The sequence below is a fragment of the Pseudomonas sp. V98_8 genome (genome assembly GCF_029967975.1).
GTDB lineage: Bacteria > Pseudomonadota > Gammaproteobacteria > Pseudomonadales > Pseudomonadaceae > Aquipseudomonas > Aquipseudomonas umsongensis.
On sequence record NZ_JASCAE010000044.1, the window covers coordinates 56,215 to 74,219 of the forward strand.

At 62.0% G+C, this 18,005-nt stretch carries 13 protein-coding genes; 5 read left to right on the top strand and 8 right to left on the bottom strand.

From position 1 onward, the window contains the following. The first annotated feature begins 172 nt into the window (after positions 1-172). The gene (locus QLG10_RS13820; protein ID WP_282487537.1) at positions 173-1,732 is read left to right on the top strand and encodes an acetolactate synthase large subunit; all 1,560 of its coding nucleotides are present in this window, start codon (positions 173-175) and stop codon (positions 1,730-1,732) included. Positions 1,733-1,778: 46 nt separating this feature from the next. Next, positions 1,779-3,107, top strand: a complete 1,329-nt coding sequence (locus QLG10_RS13825; protein WP_248677458.1) for an MFS transporter — start codon at positions 1,779-1,781, stop codon at positions 3,105-3,107. A gap of 105 nt (positions 3,108-3,212) precedes the next feature. Here the strand turns inward: QLG10_RS13825 and QLG10_RS13830 are convergent, their stop codons facing one another. Continuing rightward, positions 3,213-4,397 carry an alpha/beta hydrolase family protein gene (locus tag QLG10_RS13830; protein ID WP_248677457.1) on the bottom strand — a complete coding sequence of 395 codons (1,185 nt, stop codon included), beginning with the start codon at positions 4,395-4,397 and terminating at the stop codon, positions 3,213-3,215. A gap of 243 nt (positions 4,398-4,640) precedes the next feature. Here QLG10_RS13830 and QLG10_RS13835 point away from each other — a divergent pair, with 243 nt between their 5' ends. Next, positions 4,641-6,149, top strand: a complete 1,509-nt coding sequence (locus tag QLG10_RS13835) for a wax ester/triacylglycerol synthase family O-acyltransferase (protein ID WP_248677456.1) — start codon at positions 4,641-4,643, stop codon at positions 6,147-6,149. Positions 6,150-6,428: 279 nt separating this feature from the next. On the opposite strand, the gene QLG10_RS13840 is transcribed toward QLG10_RS13835, so the two are convergent. From QLG10_RS13840 to QLG10_RS13855, 4 genes are read right to left on the bottom strand one after another with little or no spacing between them, the layout of a single operon-like run. Continuing rightward, the gene (locus QLG10_RS13840) at positions 6,429-7,256 is read right to left on the bottom strand and encodes an SDR family NAD(P)-dependent oxidoreductase (protein WP_020798318.1); all 828 of its coding nucleotides are present in this window, start codon (positions 7,254-7,256) and stop codon (positions 6,429-6,431) included. Positions 7,257-7,283: 27 nt separating this feature from the next. Further along, the gene (locus tag QLG10_RS13845; RefSeq protein WP_282487538.1) at positions 7,284-7,703 is read right to left on the bottom strand and encodes a MaoC/PaaZ C-terminal domain-containing protein; all 420 of its coding nucleotides are present in this window, start codon (positions 7,701-7,703) and stop codon (positions 7,284-7,286) included. Between the two features lie 10 nt (positions 7,704-7,713). Continuing rightward, positions 7,714-8,154 carry a MaoC family dehydratase N-terminal domain-containing protein gene (locus QLG10_RS13850; RefSeq protein ID WP_248677454.1) on the bottom strand — a complete coding sequence of 147 codons (441 nt, stop codon included), beginning with the start codon at positions 8,152-8,154 and terminating at the stop codon, positions 7,714-7,716. A gap of 56 nt (positions 8,155-8,210) precedes the next feature. Further along, positions 8,211-9,398, bottom strand: coding sequence for a lipid-transfer protein (locus tag QLG10_RS13855; RefSeq protein WP_282487539.1), 1,188 nt, complete (start codon positions 9,396-9,398; stop codon positions 8,211-8,213). Between the two features lie 323 nt (positions 9,399-9,721). Between QLG10_RS13855 and QLG10_RS13860 the strand changes: the two genes are divergently transcribed. Both QLG10_RS13860 and QLG10_RS13865 read left to right on the top strand, forming a co-directional pair. Next, positions 9,722-11,590, top strand: coding sequence for a DUF1302 domain-containing protein (locus QLG10_RS13860; protein WP_282487562.1), 1,869 nt, complete (start codon positions 9,722-9,724; stop codon positions 11,588-11,590). 25 nt (positions 11,591-11,615) lie between these two features. Continuing rightward, entirely contained in the window at positions 11,616-12,986 is a 1,371-nt protein-coding gene (locus QLG10_RS13865) for a DUF1329 domain-containing protein (RefSeq protein ID WP_282487540.1), read from the top strand. 257 nt (positions 12,987-13,243) lie between these two features. Here the strand turns inward: QLG10_RS13865 and QLG10_RS13870 are convergent, their stop codons facing one another. From QLG10_RS13870 to QLG10_RS13880, 3 genes are all read right to left on the bottom strand, one after another. Then, positions 13,244-14,941: an AMP-binding protein gene (locus tag QLG10_RS13870; protein ID WP_282487541.1), complete on the bottom strand. Its 1,698-nt coding sequence runs from the start codon at positions 14,939-14,941 to the stop codon at positions 13,244-13,246. Positions 14,942-15,012: 71 nt separating this feature from the next. Next, positions 15,013-16,104, bottom strand: coding sequence for a lipid-transfer protein (locus QLG10_RS13875; protein ID WP_282487542.1), 1,092 nt, complete (start codon positions 16,102-16,104; stop codon positions 15,013-15,015). A gap of 64 nt (positions 16,105-16,168) precedes the next feature. After that, positions 16,169-17,986: an SDR family oxidoreductase gene (locus tag QLG10_RS13880; protein WP_248677450.1), complete on the bottom strand. Its 1,818-nt coding sequence runs from the start codon at positions 17,984-17,986 to the stop codon at positions 16,169-16,171. Positions 17,987-18,005 lie beyond the last annotated feature (19 nt).

The following is an 18,005-nucleotide window of genomic DNA, read 5'->3' on the forward strand; positions in this document are numbered from 1 at the left end:
TATCCGGAGGCGTCGCTGAGCCTATTTCCGAAAAAACGAATAAACCTATTTTTTTCATAGGGTTGGCAGCACTTTATCGACCACCCGAATCCGGAACGTACGCGCCCGCCCGATCCCTATACTCGCCCTACGAAAGACCTCGCCTACAACAACAAGCCCAAGAGGAATACACATGAGCAACCGTTGTGCGCCAATCAATGGTGCCGAAAGCCTGGTACGCACGCTGCTGGAAGGGGGTGTGGACACGTGCTTCGCCAATCCCGGGACCAGCGAAATGCATTTTGTTGCCGCGCTCGACCGCGTCCCCGGCATGCGCTGCGTGCTGGGCCTGTTCGAAGGCGTCGTAACCGGCGCGGCGGATGGCTATGCGCGCATTGCCGGCAAGCCTGCGGCCACGTTGCTGCACTGCGGCCCCGGCCTGGCAAACGGCCTGGCCAATCTGCACAACGCCCGACGAGCGAACTCGCCGGTCATCAACATCATTGGTGACCACGCCACCTATCACCGCCAGTACGACACGCCACTGACCGCCGACGTCGAAGGTTGGGCACGTCCCGTGTCGGTCTGGACGCGCACCGCCACTGAGGCTGGCGCGGTCGGTACTGCCGCAGCGGCGGCGATCCAGGCTGCCTGTACCGCTCCGGGCGGCATCGCCAGCCTGATCCTGCCGTCTGATGTCAGCTGGGATGCAGGCGGCCAGGTCGCAGCACCCATGCCGGCGATACCCGCGCCACGCGTTTGCCCCGATGTGCTGCTGAAGATCGCCCGCACCTTGCGCAGTGGCCAGCCCAGCCTGTTGCTGGTGGCCGGTCGTGCCCTGGCAGAGGATGCCATGGCCGATGCCCAGCGCATCGCGGCGGCGACAGGTGCGCAACTCTTCTGTCCGGTACAGAACGCGCGCATACCCCGCGGGCGCGGGCGCTTCGAGATCGAGCGGATACCCTACTTCGCAGACGCTGCCCGCGCCCGGCTCGCCGGCATCGCCAATATCATCCTGGTCGGCGCCCCGGCACCGGCAAATTTTTTCGCCTACCCGGGCAAATCCTCTCGGCCCTATGCAGACGATGCCACGGTCCACGTGCTGGCGCGCCCGGAAGAGGACCTGGCCGATGCTCTGCGCCGCTTGGCCGAGGAACTGGCAGCGCCGCCTCTGACCTGCCCCCAGGCCGCTGCCGAAACCCACCTCGGCAGCGGCCCGCTGAGTTCCGCAGCGGTCGCCCAGTCACTCAGTGTCCTGCTGCCGGAACATGCGATCGTGGTCGATGAGGCCGCGACCTTTGGCCATGCGTTCTATCCAGGAACCCGGCATGCCGCACCCCATGACTGGCTGCAGAACACCGGTGGAGCCATCGGTCACGGCCTGCCGATGGCCCTCGGCGCCGCGGTCGCCGCTCCCGGGCGACGGGTAGTCGCCCTGCAGGCCGACGGTTCCGCCATGTATACGCCGCAGGCACTGTGGACCATGGCCCGCGAGCGCCTCGACGTCACCGTGGTGATCCTCGCCAACCGCAAGTACGCCATCCTCCAGCTCGAACTGGCCAACGTCGGCGCCACGGCCGGTGCAACCGCCATGAACATGCTCGATCTCGGCAACCCGGACCTGGACTGGGTACAGATCGCCACGGGTATGGGTGTGGAAGCGGCAAGGGCCGACACCATGGAGCGTTTCAACGAACTGTTCGCAATGGCCAACCGCCGCCCCGGGCCGTTCCTGATCGAGCTCGTCGTGTGAACAACCTCAAGTCTCCCAATCACCACTTTCCGCGTCGGAGCGACACATGAATGACACCCTCTCGCAGTATCCGGACATCGCTAGCGCAGACCCTGGCACGAGGCGCGTCTACGCCAAGGTGCTGTGGCGGTTGATGCCCTTCCTGATGCTGGCGTTCATCGTCAATGCCATCGACCGGATAAACCTGTCGTTCGCCAAGCTGCGCATGGCCGAGGACATTCTGCTCAGCGACGCTGCCTACGGTATCGGCGCGGGGATTTTCTACCTCGGCTATATCCTCTTCGAGGTCCCCAGCAACCTGTACATGCAACGGGTCGGCGCTCGCCGCACCATCACCCGCATCATGCTGCTGTGGGGCATGGTCACCGTGGCGACGGCCTTCGTCACCACGGCCAACCAATTGATCGCCGCACGGTTCCTGCTGGGCATGGCAGAGGCCGGGTTCTTTCCGGGAATAATCCTGTACATGACGTACTGGTTGCCAGCGTCCTTGCGTGGGCGGGTCACGGCCGGATTGTTGATGGCGGGCATGGTGGCCGGGATCATTTGCGGCCCCCTGTCTGGCGTGATCATGAGCCACCTGGATGGCTGGCTGGGGTTCAAGGACTGGCAAATGCTGTTCATCCTGACCGGCGCGCCCACCATTCTACTGGGCATCTTCGGCTGGTTCTGGCTGACTGACCGTCCCGAGCAGTCCAACTGGCTGAGCGCTGAAGAAAAGCGCCAGATCGCCCAGGACATTTGCAGTGAACCGGGCGCGGTTGGCAGTCACTTCGGTGGTGTGCTGCGCGAGCCTCGAATGTACATCGCCGGACTCGTCTACTTTTGCATCTACAGCGGTTCCAACACCGTGACCTACTGGATCCCGACGCTGATCCGTGGCTTTGGCCTGGAAGACCTGAAGCTGATCGGCATGCTGGCCGCCCTGCCCTTTATCGTCGCGGTGTGTGCCATGTATTTGCTGGGGCGCAGTTCCGACCGGCATATGGAACGCCGCTGGCATCTGGGCCTGACCATGATCGTGGGCGCGGGCAGTTTTGCCCTGCTCGGCCTGGTGCAGGGCAATGTGGTGCTGTCAATCTTTCTCATGAGTTTGGGCTCCGCTGCTGCGCTGTCGGCCATCCCGCTGTTCTGGACGATCCCGCCGGCTTTGCTGAACAAGGCCGGTGCGGCAGGTGGCATTGCAGTCATCAGCAGCCTGGGCAACCTTGCCGGCGTGCTCAGCCAGGCCGCTGTCGGCTCGATTAAATCCGCCACTGGCAGCCTGTACCTGGCGTTCGATGTAATGGCGCTGGTGATGGTGCTAGGAGCGCTGGTGTTGCTGATCGGGATACCGGCTCACGCCCTGAAGGATCGACGGGATTCCAAGGCATAAACCAATAACCTGTAGGAGCGAGCCTGCTCGCGATGAGTTAGAAGACGCCGAGTTCATCCAGCGATTCCGTGTTTTCGTTATCGTCCACCGCGAGCAGGCTCGCGCCTACAAGGCGCCAGCGTACCGATCCATCAATTGACCCATGCGTGCCAGGTACTCACGCCGGCCCAGATGCAGGATGTGGTTACCCGCAAACCAGTGCATCTCGCTGCCCGGCCAGTGCTGGTGCAGCAGGCGAACATGCCGTGGCAAGGTGACTCGGTCTCCTGCGCCGCCGATGACCAGCATGCGCTCGCCGTCCAGGCATGGGGCGTAGGTCAGCGGGTTGTGCACAGCCAATAACCCGCGCATTTGGGCCACGCCAATGCCCTGGCTGCGCATCAGCCGGGAAAGCAGTAGCCCCGTGGGTTGCCACTCAAGGAACGCATCGATCGGGCTGACCGCGGGCACAATCGGCACGCACCAGGCCAGGCGCTCGTCAACGGCCGCCAACAGCGCCGCTGTGTAACCTCCCAGGGAGATGCCCGTCACACCGATCTGCTCGACACCACGCCCCTGCAGATAACTGATGAACACCCTCAGGTCGTGGATCGCATGCAGCGGCGCCTCGTTAAACGCCGCCAGCCCACTGCCGAACAGTCCCTGGCCGCTGAACCAGTTGCCGCGTTCGGCGCGCGGGCCGTGGTGCGGAAACGTGAATAACAGGACGTCGTAGCCGCGTCGGTAGAAACCGGCCAGCGACAGGACGTGGGCATTGATCCAGTGCGGGTCAGCAGCGAAACCATGGATGACGATCAGCGTCGGTCGCGGCCGATCACCATGGCACCAGTGCTGGGCATGTGCGTAGGCGTTGCGCTGCATGGACTCGAACTGCGGGCGGGCGTAAGGGTTGAGCGGTTTGAACGGGCTTGCGAAACGTAGCTGCAGTCGGCGGATGTCCTTGCCAGGCAACTCGCGCTGCGTGATCACGATGTCCTTTGGCGGCGGCAGAAATACCCGCGAGGCGTCGGCGGCGCGCGCCAGCGGTTCGTAGAAGCTCAGCGCCTCGAATTCACGCTGCAAACGGCCAGGCCTGGATAACGTCGCCAGGGCGCTTGCCGCGACCGTAGTCGACAAGGCGGTGCGCATCACTCGTTCGATAGCGGCAGTGCCATGGATCTTCAAGGGGTGTCGGGGATCCAGTTCAGTGCTATCGGCCTGCCGCCAGAAGTCTTCGGGCAAACGCTCCCACCAGGGACTGAGTGAATCGCCTGACTGTTGCACACTCGCGCAGCGTTCTTCAATCAACACACAAAACTCCTCTGCGGCCGAGGGTCAGCTTGCGTGTCCCGACGACGCGCACAGGCCCCTGCGACGGCCTGCAGGATAAAGACCGCGCCAGCCAGGTGCTCCCCCCCTTTTGCAGGGGGACCGGGCACCCGCAGATCGACGAATCTGACAGTCGTCGACCTTCGTCGCATTGACGGGGCCCGGACGAGCACGATCGACAGCTCTCGGGCATTCCACAACTACCACCTATCGAGAGCCTCAACGATGAGCAAACTAAGCGGGCTAGACGCCCTGTTCCTGAAAGTCGATCGTCCGCATGCCGCGTCGCACTGCACCATGATCTACATCTACGATCAGTCCACGGTAGAGGGACAACGCCTCGGCTTTCGGCAGATCGTCCAGCATATCTCCGAGCGCCTGGACGTCTCGCCGGTGTTCAAGCGCAAGATCGTCCAGGTGCCCTTAGGTCTCGGTTATCCCTACTGGGTGGAAGACGACCTGTTCGACATCGACTTCCACGTTCGCCATTTCGCGCTGCCCAAACCCGGAGACTGGCGCCAGTTCTGCATCTTGGTGTCGCGTATCCATGCCCGCTCCGTGGATCTTTCCCGGGCACCCTGGGAGATGTACGTGATCGAAGGCCTCGACAACATCGAGGGCATCCCCAAGGGCAGCTTCGCCATTCTCACCAAGACCCATCACGCCGCAATGGATGGCGCCGCCGCAGCGGAACTGACCTGGGCCTTGCACGATGTGGCCGGCGCTCAGGGCAAGCCCGTTGCAGTGGTGGACAAGGCGTGCGCAGCGGCGAGCTTGCCGGCGCGCCGGGGGCCACTGGACACGCTCAGCCGCATGCTGACCGACAACGCCATGTCCTGCGCGCGCATGGCCCTGCCGTTGGCGCGCGTGCTGCCCAAGCTCACCATGGCCAGCCTGCGCAAAATGGCCTATTCGGTACTGGGCTCCGAAGGCGGCGCGCCGCGCACCCGCTTCAACAGTAACGTGACGTCCAGCCGGGTCTGGGATTCGGTCACGCTCGATCTGGGCGTAGTGAAACAGATCAAGAGCCTGGTGCCCGGGGCCACGGTCAACGATGCGGTACTGGCCTTGGTCGGCGGCGCGATGCGTCGTTACCTGATTGCAAAGGATGAACTGCCAGAGAAATCGTTGGTGACCCTGGCACCGGTCAACACCCGTCAGGGCAATGAAAGCGTCGCCGCCGGCAATACTGTATCGATGCTGACCTTCCCCCTGCGCACGGACATCGAAGACCCGGTCGCCCGCCTGGAGGCGTTGCAGGTTGCCACCTCGCAATCCAAGGCGATCCAGAATGCAGTCGGAGCAAGCGACCTGACCAACCTGCAGAAATTCGCGCCCCCCGCCACCCTGGGCCTGGCCGGGCGCCTGGCGACGCTGATGGGCATGGGCGGCAAGGGCCCGGTGATCCTGCACAATTGCATGGTGACCAACGTCCCCGGCCCCAATGTGCCGCTCTACATGCTCGGCGCCAAGCTGGTGTATTGGTGCGGTGTCGGCCCGCTGGTCGATGGACTGTCGTTGATCTGGAACCCCTCCAGCTACTGCGGAAAAATGTTCATCTCACTGACCAGTTCACCGAACGTCGTTCCCGACCCGGACTTTCTCGCGCAGTGTCTTATGGATTCGTACGAGGAGATGAAGGGCTTGGCGCAACAGGCACCGAAGGTTGAGAAAGGTCGACGCGTTGGCCGAAAACCGCTCGCACCGAAGGTTGAAGACAAGCAGGCGCTCTGACTGCAGGCCTGATGCCTCATGATCGTTCCCACGCCGAGCGTGGGAACGGTCAAACCGGCGCGCGAGGCCCTGTAGGAGCGAGCATGCTCGCGAGGGTCGTCAACGATGACACTGGGCACCTGATACCCTCGGTGCTCTCAGGCTCATCGCGAGCATGCTCGCTCCTACAGGTTCTACCAAGTGAGTGGCTGTAAAAGCGGAAACGCCAGCCGCCGAACCGGAGATGTGCACCTTCCGGAACGCAGGCATGGCGGAGCGCCGAAACGCCCCGCAAGGTTCTCAGACGTTACCCAGACCACCGCCGCAGACCAGTACCTGGCCGCTGACGTAATCCGATTCCGGGATGCAGAACAGGTACACGGCGCCGGCAGCCTCCTCGGTGTTGCCTGGACGACCCAGTGGAATCATGCTTTTGGACTGTTCGACAATGGCAGGGCTGATGCCCACCTTGATCTCGCGACCTTCGATGTTGATGAAGTGCGGATCACCCTCCACCGGTTGGGTCTGGCGGGTTTCGATATGACCGAAGGCCACCGCATTGACGTTAACCTTCATGCGTCCCCATTCCTTGGCCAGGCATTTGGTCATGCCCAGCACGCCAGCCTTGGCCGTGGAGTAGTTGACCTGGCCTGGGTTACCGCCAGCGGACGTCGACGCGATATTGACCACCTTGCGATTGACCACTCGACCTTCGGCCGCCTCTTTCTTGGCCATGGCGCTGATGATCGGCTGGGCAGCGCGCAGGATGCGAAACGGCGCTGTGATGTGACAGTCGATGATGGCGTACCACTGCTCATCGCTCATCTTCTGGATCACGTTGTCCCAGGTGTAGCCGGCGTTGTTGACGATGATGTCGATGGCGCCATAGTTGTCGACCGCGGTCTTGACGAAGCGGTCGGCGAAGTCGGCCGCAGTGACGCTGCCGACACACGCGACGGCTTCACCACCCAGGGCACGTATTTGCGCTACCACTTCTTCAGCGGGGCCGGCGTCCAGGTCGTTGACCACGACGCGCGCGCCGTCGCTGGCCAGTTTAAGGGCGACACTGCGCCCGATGCCACGACCGGAACCGGTGACCAGGGCGACTTTGCCTTCGAGCTTTTTCATGGGGATATACCTTGTTTTTGTTGGATTTCAGGTGAGTGCCACGGTCGCTTCGCCGAGCAGTTTTTCGTCGCCGTATTGATTGACACAGCGAATCGCCAGGCGCGCACGTCGTTCGCCATCGACCTCGAACAGCTCAATGACCTTGCCGTGGCACGTGGGGATGTGGCCGAGTTGGGTAATGCCGGTGAAGCGCACTGCCAGGCTGCGGATCTGCTGCTGCGGTATCCAGGCGGTGAGCAGGCGGCCGAGGTAGGCCACCGAGAGCATGCCGTGGGCGAAGACATCGGGCTGACGGGCCTTGCGGGCGAAATCCAGGTCGATGTGCACCTGGTTGTGATCACCCGAGGCGCCCGCATACAACGCCAGGGTAGTACGGTTGATGGCGGGTAAAACCAGCGGCGGCAGCTCAAAGCCGATCTGCACATCGTGCAGCTGGGAAAGGTTCATGACGGGTTCCTCAGCGTTGCACGAGTGACGAGCGGATATCAGCGATGTGCTGACCTTCCTGGTTGGTGACTCGGGTTTGTTGCACCACGAAGGTCAGCGCCCCACCTTTCTTGTCGTAGACATCCACCACCCGGGTGTCGAAGGTGAGCACGTCGCCGGCATAGGCCAGGCCGTGATAGTCGAACCCCTGTTCGGCATGCAGGATGCGCCCCAGGTCGAAGCCGAATATGTCCTGGACGATATGGTCGCTGTCGCGCCCTTCGGCTTCCAGGCACATCAGGAAACTGGGCGGTACCGGCAATGAGCGGTGCCCGGCGTTTCGGGCGGCATCTTCATCGGTGTAGACCGGGTCGGTTTCGCCGATGGCCTTGGCGAAAAAGCGCAAGCGCCCCTTTTCAACTTCGCAAGTGGTCACGCCCAATGAGCGGCCGATCAGACTCTTGTCTGGCATGTCACGCAGTCCTCATTGTGAGAAAAAGGCGCGCCCTCGACAGGCTCGCCGTGTCATCAGCCGCGGCCGAAAAGCGTCACGATGCCCGCGCCGCCCAAGCCCAGGTTGTGCTGCAAGGCGTGATGAATATTGTCGACCTGGCGTTTGTCGGCGGTGCCGCGAAGCTGATGGGTCAGCTCGTAGCATTGGGCCAGGCCGGTGGCGCCCAGCGGGTGACCTTTGGACAGCAGACCGCCGGACGGATTGATCACCACTTGCCCGCCATACGTGTTGTCGCCGTCCATGACGAATTTTTCGGCACCGCCTTCCGGGCAGAAACCCAGGCCTTCATAGGTCAACAGTTCGTTGTGGGCGAAGCAGTCGTGCAGCTCGCAGATGCGGATGTCTTCGGGGCCGACGCCGGCCTTTTCGTACACTTCGGTCGAAGCCTGACGGGTCATGCCAACGCCGACGATGCTGATCAGCGAACGCGGTTCGAAAGCTTGCGGCTGGTCGGTCACCAGGGACTGGGCCAGGATGCAGACATCGGTACGCAAACCGTGTTGCTTGGCGAAACGCTCAGAAACCAGGATGGTTGCAGCACCGCCACAGGTCGGCGGGCACGCCATCAGACGGGTCATGACGCCCGGGAAAATCACCTGGTCTGCCATGACTTCTTCGGTCGTCAGTACCTTCTTGAATACCGACAACGGGTTGTTCGCACCATGGCGGCTGGCCTTGGCGCGAATGGCGGCGAAGGTTTCCATCTTCGTGCCGTATTTCTCCATGTGCTCTTTGCCAGCGCCGCCGAAGAACTTCAGGGCGTCCGGCATTTCACGGCCTTCAGGGAAGATCGCGTCAGCCACTTCATGGCCCTTGCCATACGTGATCGGCCGATCAAGCCAATGGGATTTGAGGGCGCCGGGCTGCATCTGCTCAAAGCCAAACGCCAGTGCGCAATCCACCGCACCGCTTTCCACCGCCTGGCGCGCCAGATAGTGCGCGGAAGAGCCGCTGCCGCAGTTGTTGTTGACGTTGATTACCGGAATACCGGTCAGGCCCACCTCGTAGAGCGCCGACTGGCCGCTGGTGGAGTCGCCGTACACATAACCGGCGTAGGCCTGCTGCACCTTGCGGTAATCCAGGCCGGCATCCTGCAGCGCCTGGCGAATGGCTTGCGCGCCCATCTCGACGTAGGTACCGCTCTGGCCGGGCTTGGCAAAGGGGATCATGCCGACACCGGCAACAATTACTTTCTGGGACATCACTTTCTCCAAGGTCAGTTATCAGGCCTGTGCCGCACGCCCCAGCCTGGAGCGAGCGCAGCAAACCGTCGAACGATGGTCACGTACACCGCACGCCCCCATACCCCCTCCGGTGGAGGGGGCTTCAAGGCCTTGCGCAAAGCAATCGGGGGGCGCGACCAATGGAGGGGGATCCCCCCCCACTCGAGGGGGAGGCACAAAAGGCAGTGGCGTTAGCGTTGCGTGGCGGTACACAAGAACAACAAGATCAAAGGGGTAACCAACACGTGACTTTCGCAAGACATAAGAGCTCCCGACGCCAGTGGTCCACCACCACTTTTCCCATCGAGTTGCGCCCTCACCTGCTGGCTTTGGCCGTGGGCCTTGGGTCGTGCGCCGGTGCCAACGCTGTTGACTTCCAGATCGGCGAAATCGAAGGTCAGTTCGATTCATCCCTATCCATCGGTTCCAGTTGGGCCGTACGTGGGCCTGACCCCAAATTCATCAACGCCGCCAACACCCTTGGCCTTCGGGGTGAATCGGCCACTCGCACAGCGGATGACAACCGGCAGAACTTCAAGAAGGGAGAAACCTTCTCGAAGATCTTCAAGGGCGTGCATGACCTTGAACTGAAGTACGGCGACAGCGGCGTCTTCGTGCGCGGCAAGTATTGGTATGACTTCGAACTGAAGGACGAGCACCGCCGGTTCTACGACATCGACGACAGCGGCCGCGATGACCTGGCCAAGTCTTCGGGGGCGGAGTTCCTCGACGCCTTCATCTATCACAACTACAACCTGGGCGACCTGCCGGGCAACGTGCGCCTGGGTAAACAGGTGGTGAGCTGGGGCGAGAGCACCTTCATCGGCAACTCGATCAACAGCATCAACCCGGTCGACGTCGCCGCCTTGCGCCGCCCCGGCGCGGAAGTGAAGGAAGGCCTGATCCCGGTCAACATGCTCTATCTGTCCCAGGGCCTGGCGGAGAACCTTACCGTCGAGGGCTTCTACCAGATCCAATGGGCCAACTCAGTGGTCGACAACTGCGGCACTTTCTTCGGTTCCGATCCCCTGCCCCAGGGCTGCAACGATCGCCTGGTGTTTGCCGGCCCCGATCTGGCGCCGGGTGTGGCCAGAAACACCGCGAGCGCGGCGCAGATTCTCACCGGCCGCGTGGTTGACGACGTCTACATGCCTCGCGTCAAGGACAACGATCCGCGGGACAGTGGCCAATACGGCATCGCCTTGCGCTGGTTCGCCCCGGACCTGCACGACACCGAGTTCGGCTTCTATGCCATGAACTACCACAGCCGCAACCCTTACCTTAGCTTCAAGCAAACCACCGTCGCGCCGATCACGGCTGCCCAGGTGGGCGCCCTGCCACCCGCTGCACGGGCACTGGGCGTGGCGCAGAACCAGTTCGACCGGGTACGTGCCGCGCGCTACTTCGTCGACTATCCAGAGGACATCCGCCTTTATGGGCTGAGCTTCCAGACCACCCTGGGCGAAACCTCCGTCGGTGGCGAGCTGAGCTACCGCCCCAACATGCCGCTGCAAATCAACACCGCCGACCTGAACCTGGCGGCGATTCAATCCACCGATACCAATTTCACTACCCAGACCTCTCCGGTCTTTACCTCTGGCGAAACCGCGCGGGCGCTGGGCGGTGACCTGCCTGGCTACAAACGGATGCCGGTGATGCAGGCGCAGGTGACGGCCACGCAGTTCTTCGATCAGGTCCTGGGTGCCAGCCGCCTGACCCTGGTCGGCGAAGTCGGCTACAACCGCATCAATGGCCTTGGCTCGGCGGATGGCACCGATGTGCGGTTTGGCCGCAGCCCGGTGTTTGGCGCCGGTGAATTCCCCGGTACCCAGAATGCCAGCGTCTGCGCGACCGCGACCAACCCGCAGAAGGAGTGCAACAGCCACGGCTTCTACACCACCGATTCCTGGGGCTATCGAGCGCGAGCGAAGCTGGACTACACCAACGTCATCGCCGGCATCAACCTCTCGCCGAACCTGGCCTGGTCCCATGACGTGGACGGCTGGGGCCCGAACTTCGAGGAAGGCGCGAAGGCCGTCAGCGTCGGCGTGGATGCCGACTACCTCTCCACCTACACCGCAAGCCTGAGCTACACGGACTTCTTCGGCGGCCAATTCAACACCACCACCGACCGGGACTTCGTCTCGCTCAGCTTCGGCGTCAACTTCTGAGCCGCAACAGACAGAGGGTACATCCATGAAAGCAAGCAAGATCATCACCTGCGCAGGCCTGGCGCTCTCCCTGCTGGCCAGCGGCGTCATGGCCGCCGTCAGCGAACAGGAAGCAGCACAGCTTGGCACTTCGTTGACGCCATTGGGCGCACAAAAGGAAGGCAACGCCGACAAGAGCATTCCCGCCTGGGATGGCGGCCTCAAGCCAGGCGCCGCACCGGTGGACGCCAAGGGTTTCCTGGGCGACCCCTTCAAGAACGAGAAGCCGCTGTTCACCATCACTGCGGCCAACGCCCAGCAATACAAGAACAAGCTGACTCCCGGCCAGCTCGCCATGTTCCAGCGCTATCCGGACACTTACAAAATTCCGGTCTATCCCAGTCACCGTACCGCTGCGGCACCTGTGGGCATCTACGCGGCCGCGAAGAAAAGTGCGGTCAATGTGCAGCTGGTCAACGACGGCACGGGCTTGGCTAATTTCGCCGATTCGCGTTACTACGCCTTCCCGATCCCCAAGAGTGGCGTCGAGGTCTACTGGAACTTTGTAACGCGCTTTCGCGGCGAGAACGTCGAGCGCTGGTCGGTCCAGGCGGTGCCGCAGGTCAATGGTGACTACACCATCGTCGAGACGCACGACCAGAACAGCTTCCCGCAATACATGGAGGGCGTGGACCTGCAGGCCGAGAAGAACATCCTCTATTACTACATTTTCGCCGTCGACGCGCCGGCACGCCTGGCCGGCACGGTGTCCATGGCCCATGAAACCATCGACCAGGTCACCGAGCCGCGCAAGGCCTGGACCTACAACGCCGGTCAGCGCCGTGTTCGTCGCGCGCCACAGCTGGCCTACGATGCTCCTGGCCTGGCCTCGGATGGCATGCGCACTTCCGACAACGCCGACATGATGAACGGCTCGCCCGATCGCTATGACTGGAAGCTGATCGGCAAGAAGGAGATGTACATCCCCTACAACAACTACAAGCTGCAGTCGCCAAACCTGAAGTACGCGGACATCATCAAGCCTGGCCATATCAACCAGGACCTGACCCGCTACGAGCTGCATCGCGTGTGGCACGTGCAGGCGACACTGAAGGCGGGCGAACGGCATATCTACGCCAAGCGCGACATGTATTTCGATGAAGACACCTGGGTACTCTCCGAGGTGGACCATTACGACGGCCGTGGCCAACTGTGGCGTGTCGGTGAAAACTACACCTACAACAATTATGAAAAAAGCTTGAATGCACCTGCCGCCCAGGGGTTCTACGACCTTCTGGCCGGTCGCTACATCGTCGCTACCATGAGCAACGAAGCGAAATCGGCGCCTCAGTACGGCGCCCGCACCAAACTGGCAGACTTCACGCCGGCGGCGTTGCGTAACGCAGGTATTCGCTGACACAAGCAACACTGGTTGAACAGACGCCCCGCTTGCGGGGCGTTTTGCGTTTGCCGGCATACATGACGTGAGCCTTGCGCACGGGTGACGCGGCGCGTCACGGGATGCATTCCCACGCAGAGCGTGGGAACGATCATGTGTGCGGCAAACTGGCCGATGTTACGTAGCGCGGGTATTGGATCGTTCCCATGCTCTGCGTGGAAAGAGCAATAAAAAAGCCGACCCAAAGGTCGGCTTACTTATGTAGCAGCGTGGCTTTACTCAAAAACAACCTTGCAGCGGCTGGCGCCCCAGGCTTCGATCTGGCCCTGATAGCGCTCCTCGATCAGGCTACGGCGGATCTTCAGGGTCGGTGTCAGCAGCGCATTGGTGACGGTCCAGGGTTCGGCCACCACCACCAGGGCCCCCAATTGCTCATGCGCCTCGAACAGGGCGTTTACCTCAGTCAGGAAAACCTCGAGCTCAGTGGCAACCTTGTCACGACCTTCGGCGGTGGCGAGTGCGGCGCGGGTATCAAGGGAAACGTTGAGCAAGGCCAGTGGCTGCGCCAGGCCAACCCCAGTGACGCACGACGCCTCGACACGCGGATGATTGCCCAGTTTGGCTTCGATAGGGACAGGCGCGACGTACTTGCCCTTGGCGGTCTTGAACAACTCCTTGACCCGCCCGGTGATACGCAGGCGCCCTTGCTCATCCAGTTCGCCACGGTCACCGGTGCAGAACAGACCGTCGCTGGTGTAGCTCTGGGCGGTCAGATCGGGTTGCTTGTAATAGCCCAGCATCTGCGCCGGGCTTTTCACCAGGATTTCATTGTTGTCGCCGATACGGCATTCGACACCCGGGATCGCCGCCCCAACGTAACCAACACGCACCTGACCCGGCAGGCTGAAATGCGAGGTACCGAAGTTCTCCGACATGCCATAGCCTTCCAGCAGTTCAAGGCCCAACTCACGGTACCACTCCATCACCTTGACCGGCAGCGGCGCGGAGCCGGACAGGCCGGTATGCACCTGGTCAAGCCCAAGGGCCGAGAGAATCTGCACCTTCATCAGCTTGCCTTCCACCGGATCGGCGAAGACGGCGGCCTGTCTGGCAGGATCGATCCGCTCGTTGATGCCCTGATAGAACTTGCCCCACAACCTGGGCATGGACAGGAAAATCGTCGGGCGCGCTCGGCGCAGGTCATCACTGAAGGTTTCCAGGCCCAGGTTGAAGAACACCTGGCAGCCGCTGTACAGCGACACCGCTTCCACCACCGCCCGTTCGGCGGTATGGGCCAATGGCAGATAGGACAATAGCCGATCATCATTGCTCGTGCCCTTGCCGTTGGCATACATGCAACCGGTCACCGCCGGTGCGGCGTACATGGCGCCGAAGCTGTGCATCACACCTTTGGGAGCGCCGGTGCTGCCCGAGGTGTAAATGATGGTGGCAAGTTCGTCTGGCACCGCTTCGACCACCGCTTGCAGGGGCGCGGTGCGGGCGATGATCTGATCCCAGGATTCACCCTTGCCGCAGCTGGACATAGGCAAATCGATCAACGGTAAATCGGGCGGAATCGAAGCACAAACGGCGTTCCAGCCCGCCACTTCGCCCTCAAGGCGACCGACGAAAAGCAGCCGAACTTCAGCATGTTCCACCACGTAACGCACCGTGTCGCTATTGGCAGTGGTGTACAGCGGGACGCTGACATGCCCGGCCATCCAGATCGCCAGGTCGGCAATGATCCAGTGGGCGGAGTTCTTGCCGTAGATGCCAATCGAAGACTTCGCCGGCAAGTTCAGGCTCTGCAGGTGAGCAGCCATGCGCCGCGCCTGGTCGCCCACTTCACGCCAGCTGTAGTCTTGCACGCCGCCATCGGGCAAGGGCTGGGTCAGGTAGATGGCATCTGGCGTGCTGTGCTCCCAATGAAGGAAGCGATGCAACAGTGTCGGGTGCTTATTGTTGTTGTTCATGACAGATCCTGCATTTGAAGGGAGGTGTTCCACCCATTTGAATTATTCTTTTCGTAACCCGTCGCGGCACCTCACCCGCGCTGAAAAAGCGTCGTGGTCACGGTGCCGTCGTCACCCGTCTGATGCTGCAGCGCCAGTTGCGCATCGGCTACCTGGCGTCGGCCGGCGCTGCCACGCAGTTGGTGCACAAGCTCTATACATTGCGCCAGGGCGCTCGCCGCCGAGGCTTGCCCCAAGGTCAGCAAGCCACCGGATGGATTGATGACCAGGTTGCCGCCGTAGGTATTATCGCCGTCTTCGACCAGTTTCTCACCGTAGCCTTCGGCACAGAAACCCAGCGCTTCGTAGAGTAACAACTCGCTGGCCGTGCTGAGGTCGTGCAGTTCGCAAACATCAACCTCCTGCGGCCCCCTGCCCGCTTGCTCATACAACTCACGAGCGGCGGCCACGTTGACCTCATAGTCGACACCGGCGAAGATCGCCCCTTGATCGTTCACTTGCTGTGGGGTTACACAGGCCTGGGCAACGACTTGAACCAGCACGCCGTTGCCATGGCGCCTGGCAAATTCACTGGAACACAATAAAACCGCTGCTACGCCTGAGCTGGCCCAGGCCACCTGCGGATGGGTAAGTGGATCGGCGATCATCTGCGCCTGCAATACACGATCGAGCGTCAGAAGGCTATTGGACGCGACCAGTGGATTGAGCGCGGCATGCTGGCGCGCCTTGACGGCGATCATGGCGAAGGTTTCTCGTCGAGTCAGGTAGCGCGCCATGTACTCCTGAGCCACGGCGCCAAGCCGTTCAAGCCCCAGGGTTGGCGCAGGCACCCCCTCGATACCCAGCACCAGAATGCTTTCCGCCTGCCCGAGGAGGATGGCCTGGCAAGCGCGTGCAAACAACGCGCTGCCATCAGCGTCGTCCGGTGCAAAGTGAAAGAGCGGGACTTGCGCAAGCCCTACTGTCTGCAGAGCACGCTGCAAGGTCCCACCATCCATCGCGCCCGTAACCGCATGGACCGCCGCAATATTGCTAGCGGACAAACCGGCGTCGGCAAGCGCATGTCCTATCGTAGTGCCGATCCGTACGTGCGGATCGGGACCCAGCGCGGCTGGACTGAAGGGCGACATACCTACGCCAATCACATTGACGCAACGTTGCATCGTGCTCTCCTGAAATAGAAAAACTGCCGCTTACCGTTCATGTAAGCGGCAGGTGGCCAGGCAATCAGGCCGGTACGGACTCGAACAATTCGACCGCACCATTTTTCAATACGACAACGTCACGCTCGACCGCACGCATCTCGACGATGATGCGCGTCGGCGACTCACGCCACATACGGGTTTCCAAGGTATCGCCGGGCATCACGATGGCGGCGAAGCGCGCGCGCACGCTCTTGAACAGACGCGAATCGTTGCCGCAGAACGCCTTGATCACATGGCGACCGAGGTAGCCGAAGGTGCACAGGCCATGCAGGAACGGTTTCTCGTAGCCAGCCTTGGCGGCGTAGTCCGGATCGATGTGCATCGGGTTCCAGTCCCCGCACAGGCGATACAGCAGCGCCTGGTTGACTTCGGTCTTGTCCGCCAGCACCGCATCGGGTTCACGTTGCGGAGCCACGTTGATCTCTTCGCTGACCACACGTTGCAGGCCTGCACCCGGCACGCCAGGGTAGAAGCCCGTCACTTCGTTGTAGAACAGCGGCGTGCCGTGCTCGTCGGTGGTCTCGATGGCCAGGATGGTGACGGTGCTCTTGCCTTTGTCGATCGCCGACTTCAAGCGCATGCTGTGCTTGAGCTTGGCTTTAGGGGGCAACGGACGATACATCACGGTGTACTGTTCGCCATGCAGGCCTTTGGCGAATGGCACGTTCAGGCCTTCCAGCTGTGGCTCGCCGGACTTGGCGGCACGCAGGAACACTTCGGTCGCCGGCAACACGGCCATGGTCGGCAGTACACGGAATTCATCGCCGAGGAACTCGTTGACGTACTTCAACTCATCGCGGTCCAAGGGGTCCTTGGCAGCGCCTACGGCCAGGGCATAGAGCGCGGCATCGTTCTGGTCGTACTCGGTTTCGAGGTGGGAGACGGCGTTGGCTGCCACTTCCATATCAACGAAAGCATTGCCCCCCTTGGCAGGCGACTCCATGCGTGTAAACAGCTCTTTGAGTCCATCGGCACCGTCGGTGTGATGAACGCTGCGCTCATCGAAATGAGTGATGCGCAACCAGTTATCGCGAACCAGTTCCGGGCTCAGGGTATTGGTGTGCAGGAACCGGCCGTGGGAACGCTCCCAACGGTATTTCGCATGGAAGCCACCGCCGACCTCGAACAGGCCGCCGGTGTCTGTACACTCCTCGCTGCACAGCCACCCCACCAGCGGCGCGCAGTCTTCGACTTTGACTTTGTCGTGCAGCTCCTGGGGGAACAGCCCGCTGGCGATCACCATGCGTGAAGCGGCGACCGGGGCAATGGTGTTGACCCGGATGTTCTTGCTCGCGCCCTCGATGGCCAACGAGTTGGCGAAACCGATCAAGCCCGACTTGGCGGTGGAATAGTTGCACTGGCCGAAATTACCGAAGATGCCGGCGCCGGATGCGGTCATGATGATGCGCCCGTAGCCTTTTTCACGCATGATCGGCCACACGGCGTGGGTCAGGCGGAAGGCGCCCTTCACGTGCACTTCCTGGATCAGGTCCCACTGCTCTTCGGTCATCTTGTGGAACGAACTGTCGCGCAGGACGCCGGCGTTGTTGATCAGAATATCGACCGTGCCAAACACCTCGAGCGCGGTGGCGACGATTTTCTCGCCCTCGGTCACCGAGTGGTAGTCGGCGACAGCCTCGCCACCCATGGCGCGGATCTGCGCAACCACTTCATCGGCCGCCGCGCTTGAACTGCCCAGGCCTTCGGTGCTGACGCCCAGGTCATTGACCACGACCCTGGCACCCCGCGAACCCAGCAGTAAGGCGTGGGCGCGTCCCAGGCCGTTGCCGGCGCCGGTGACGATGGCAACTTTGCCGTCAAAGCGAATTTCTTGAGACACGTTTGCTCTCCTATGATCG

Bases quoted from the DNA above. Each gene is read 5' to 3' on its own strand.
- QLG10_RS13825 (WP_248677458.1), top strand. From the start codon at position 1,779: ATGAATGACACCCTCTCGCAGTATCCGGACATCGCTAGCGCAGACCCT.
- QLG10_RS13870 (WP_282487541.1), bottom strand. From the start codon at position 14,941: ATGAACAACAACAATAAGCACCCGACACTGTTGCATCGCTTCCTTCAT.
- QLG10_RS13855 (WP_282487539.1), bottom strand. From the start codon at position 9,398: ATGTCCCAGAAAGTAATTGTTGCCGGTGTCGGCATGATCCCCTTTGCC.
- QLG10_RS13840 (WP_020798318.1), bottom strand. From the start codon at position 7,256: ATGAAAAAGCTCGAAGGCAAAGTCGCCCTGGTCACCGGTTCCGGTCGT.
- QLG10_RS13820 (WP_282487537.1), top strand. From the start codon at position 173: ATGAGCAACCGTTGTGCGCCAATCAATGGTGCCGAAAGCCTGGTACGC.
- QLG10_RS13850 (WP_248677454.1), bottom strand. From the start codon at position 8,154: ATGCCAGACAAGAGTCTGATCGGCCGCTCATTGGGCGTGACCACTTGC.
- QLG10_RS13845 (WP_282487538.1), bottom strand. From the start codon at position 7,703: ATGAACCTTTCCCAGCTGCACGATGTGCAGATCGGCTTTGAGCTGCCG.
- QLG10_RS13875 (WP_282487542.1), bottom strand. From the start codon at position 16,104: ATGCAACGTTGCGTCAATGTGATTGGCGTAGGTATGTCGCCCTTCAGT.
- QLG10_RS13835 (WP_248677456.1), top strand. From the start codon at position 4,641: ATGAGCAAACTAAGCGGGCTAGACGCCCTGTTCCTGAAAGTCGATCGT.
- QLG10_RS13865 (WP_282487540.1), top strand. From the start codon at position 11,616: ATGAAAGCAAGCAAGATCATCACCTGCGCAGGCCTGGCGCTCTCCCTG.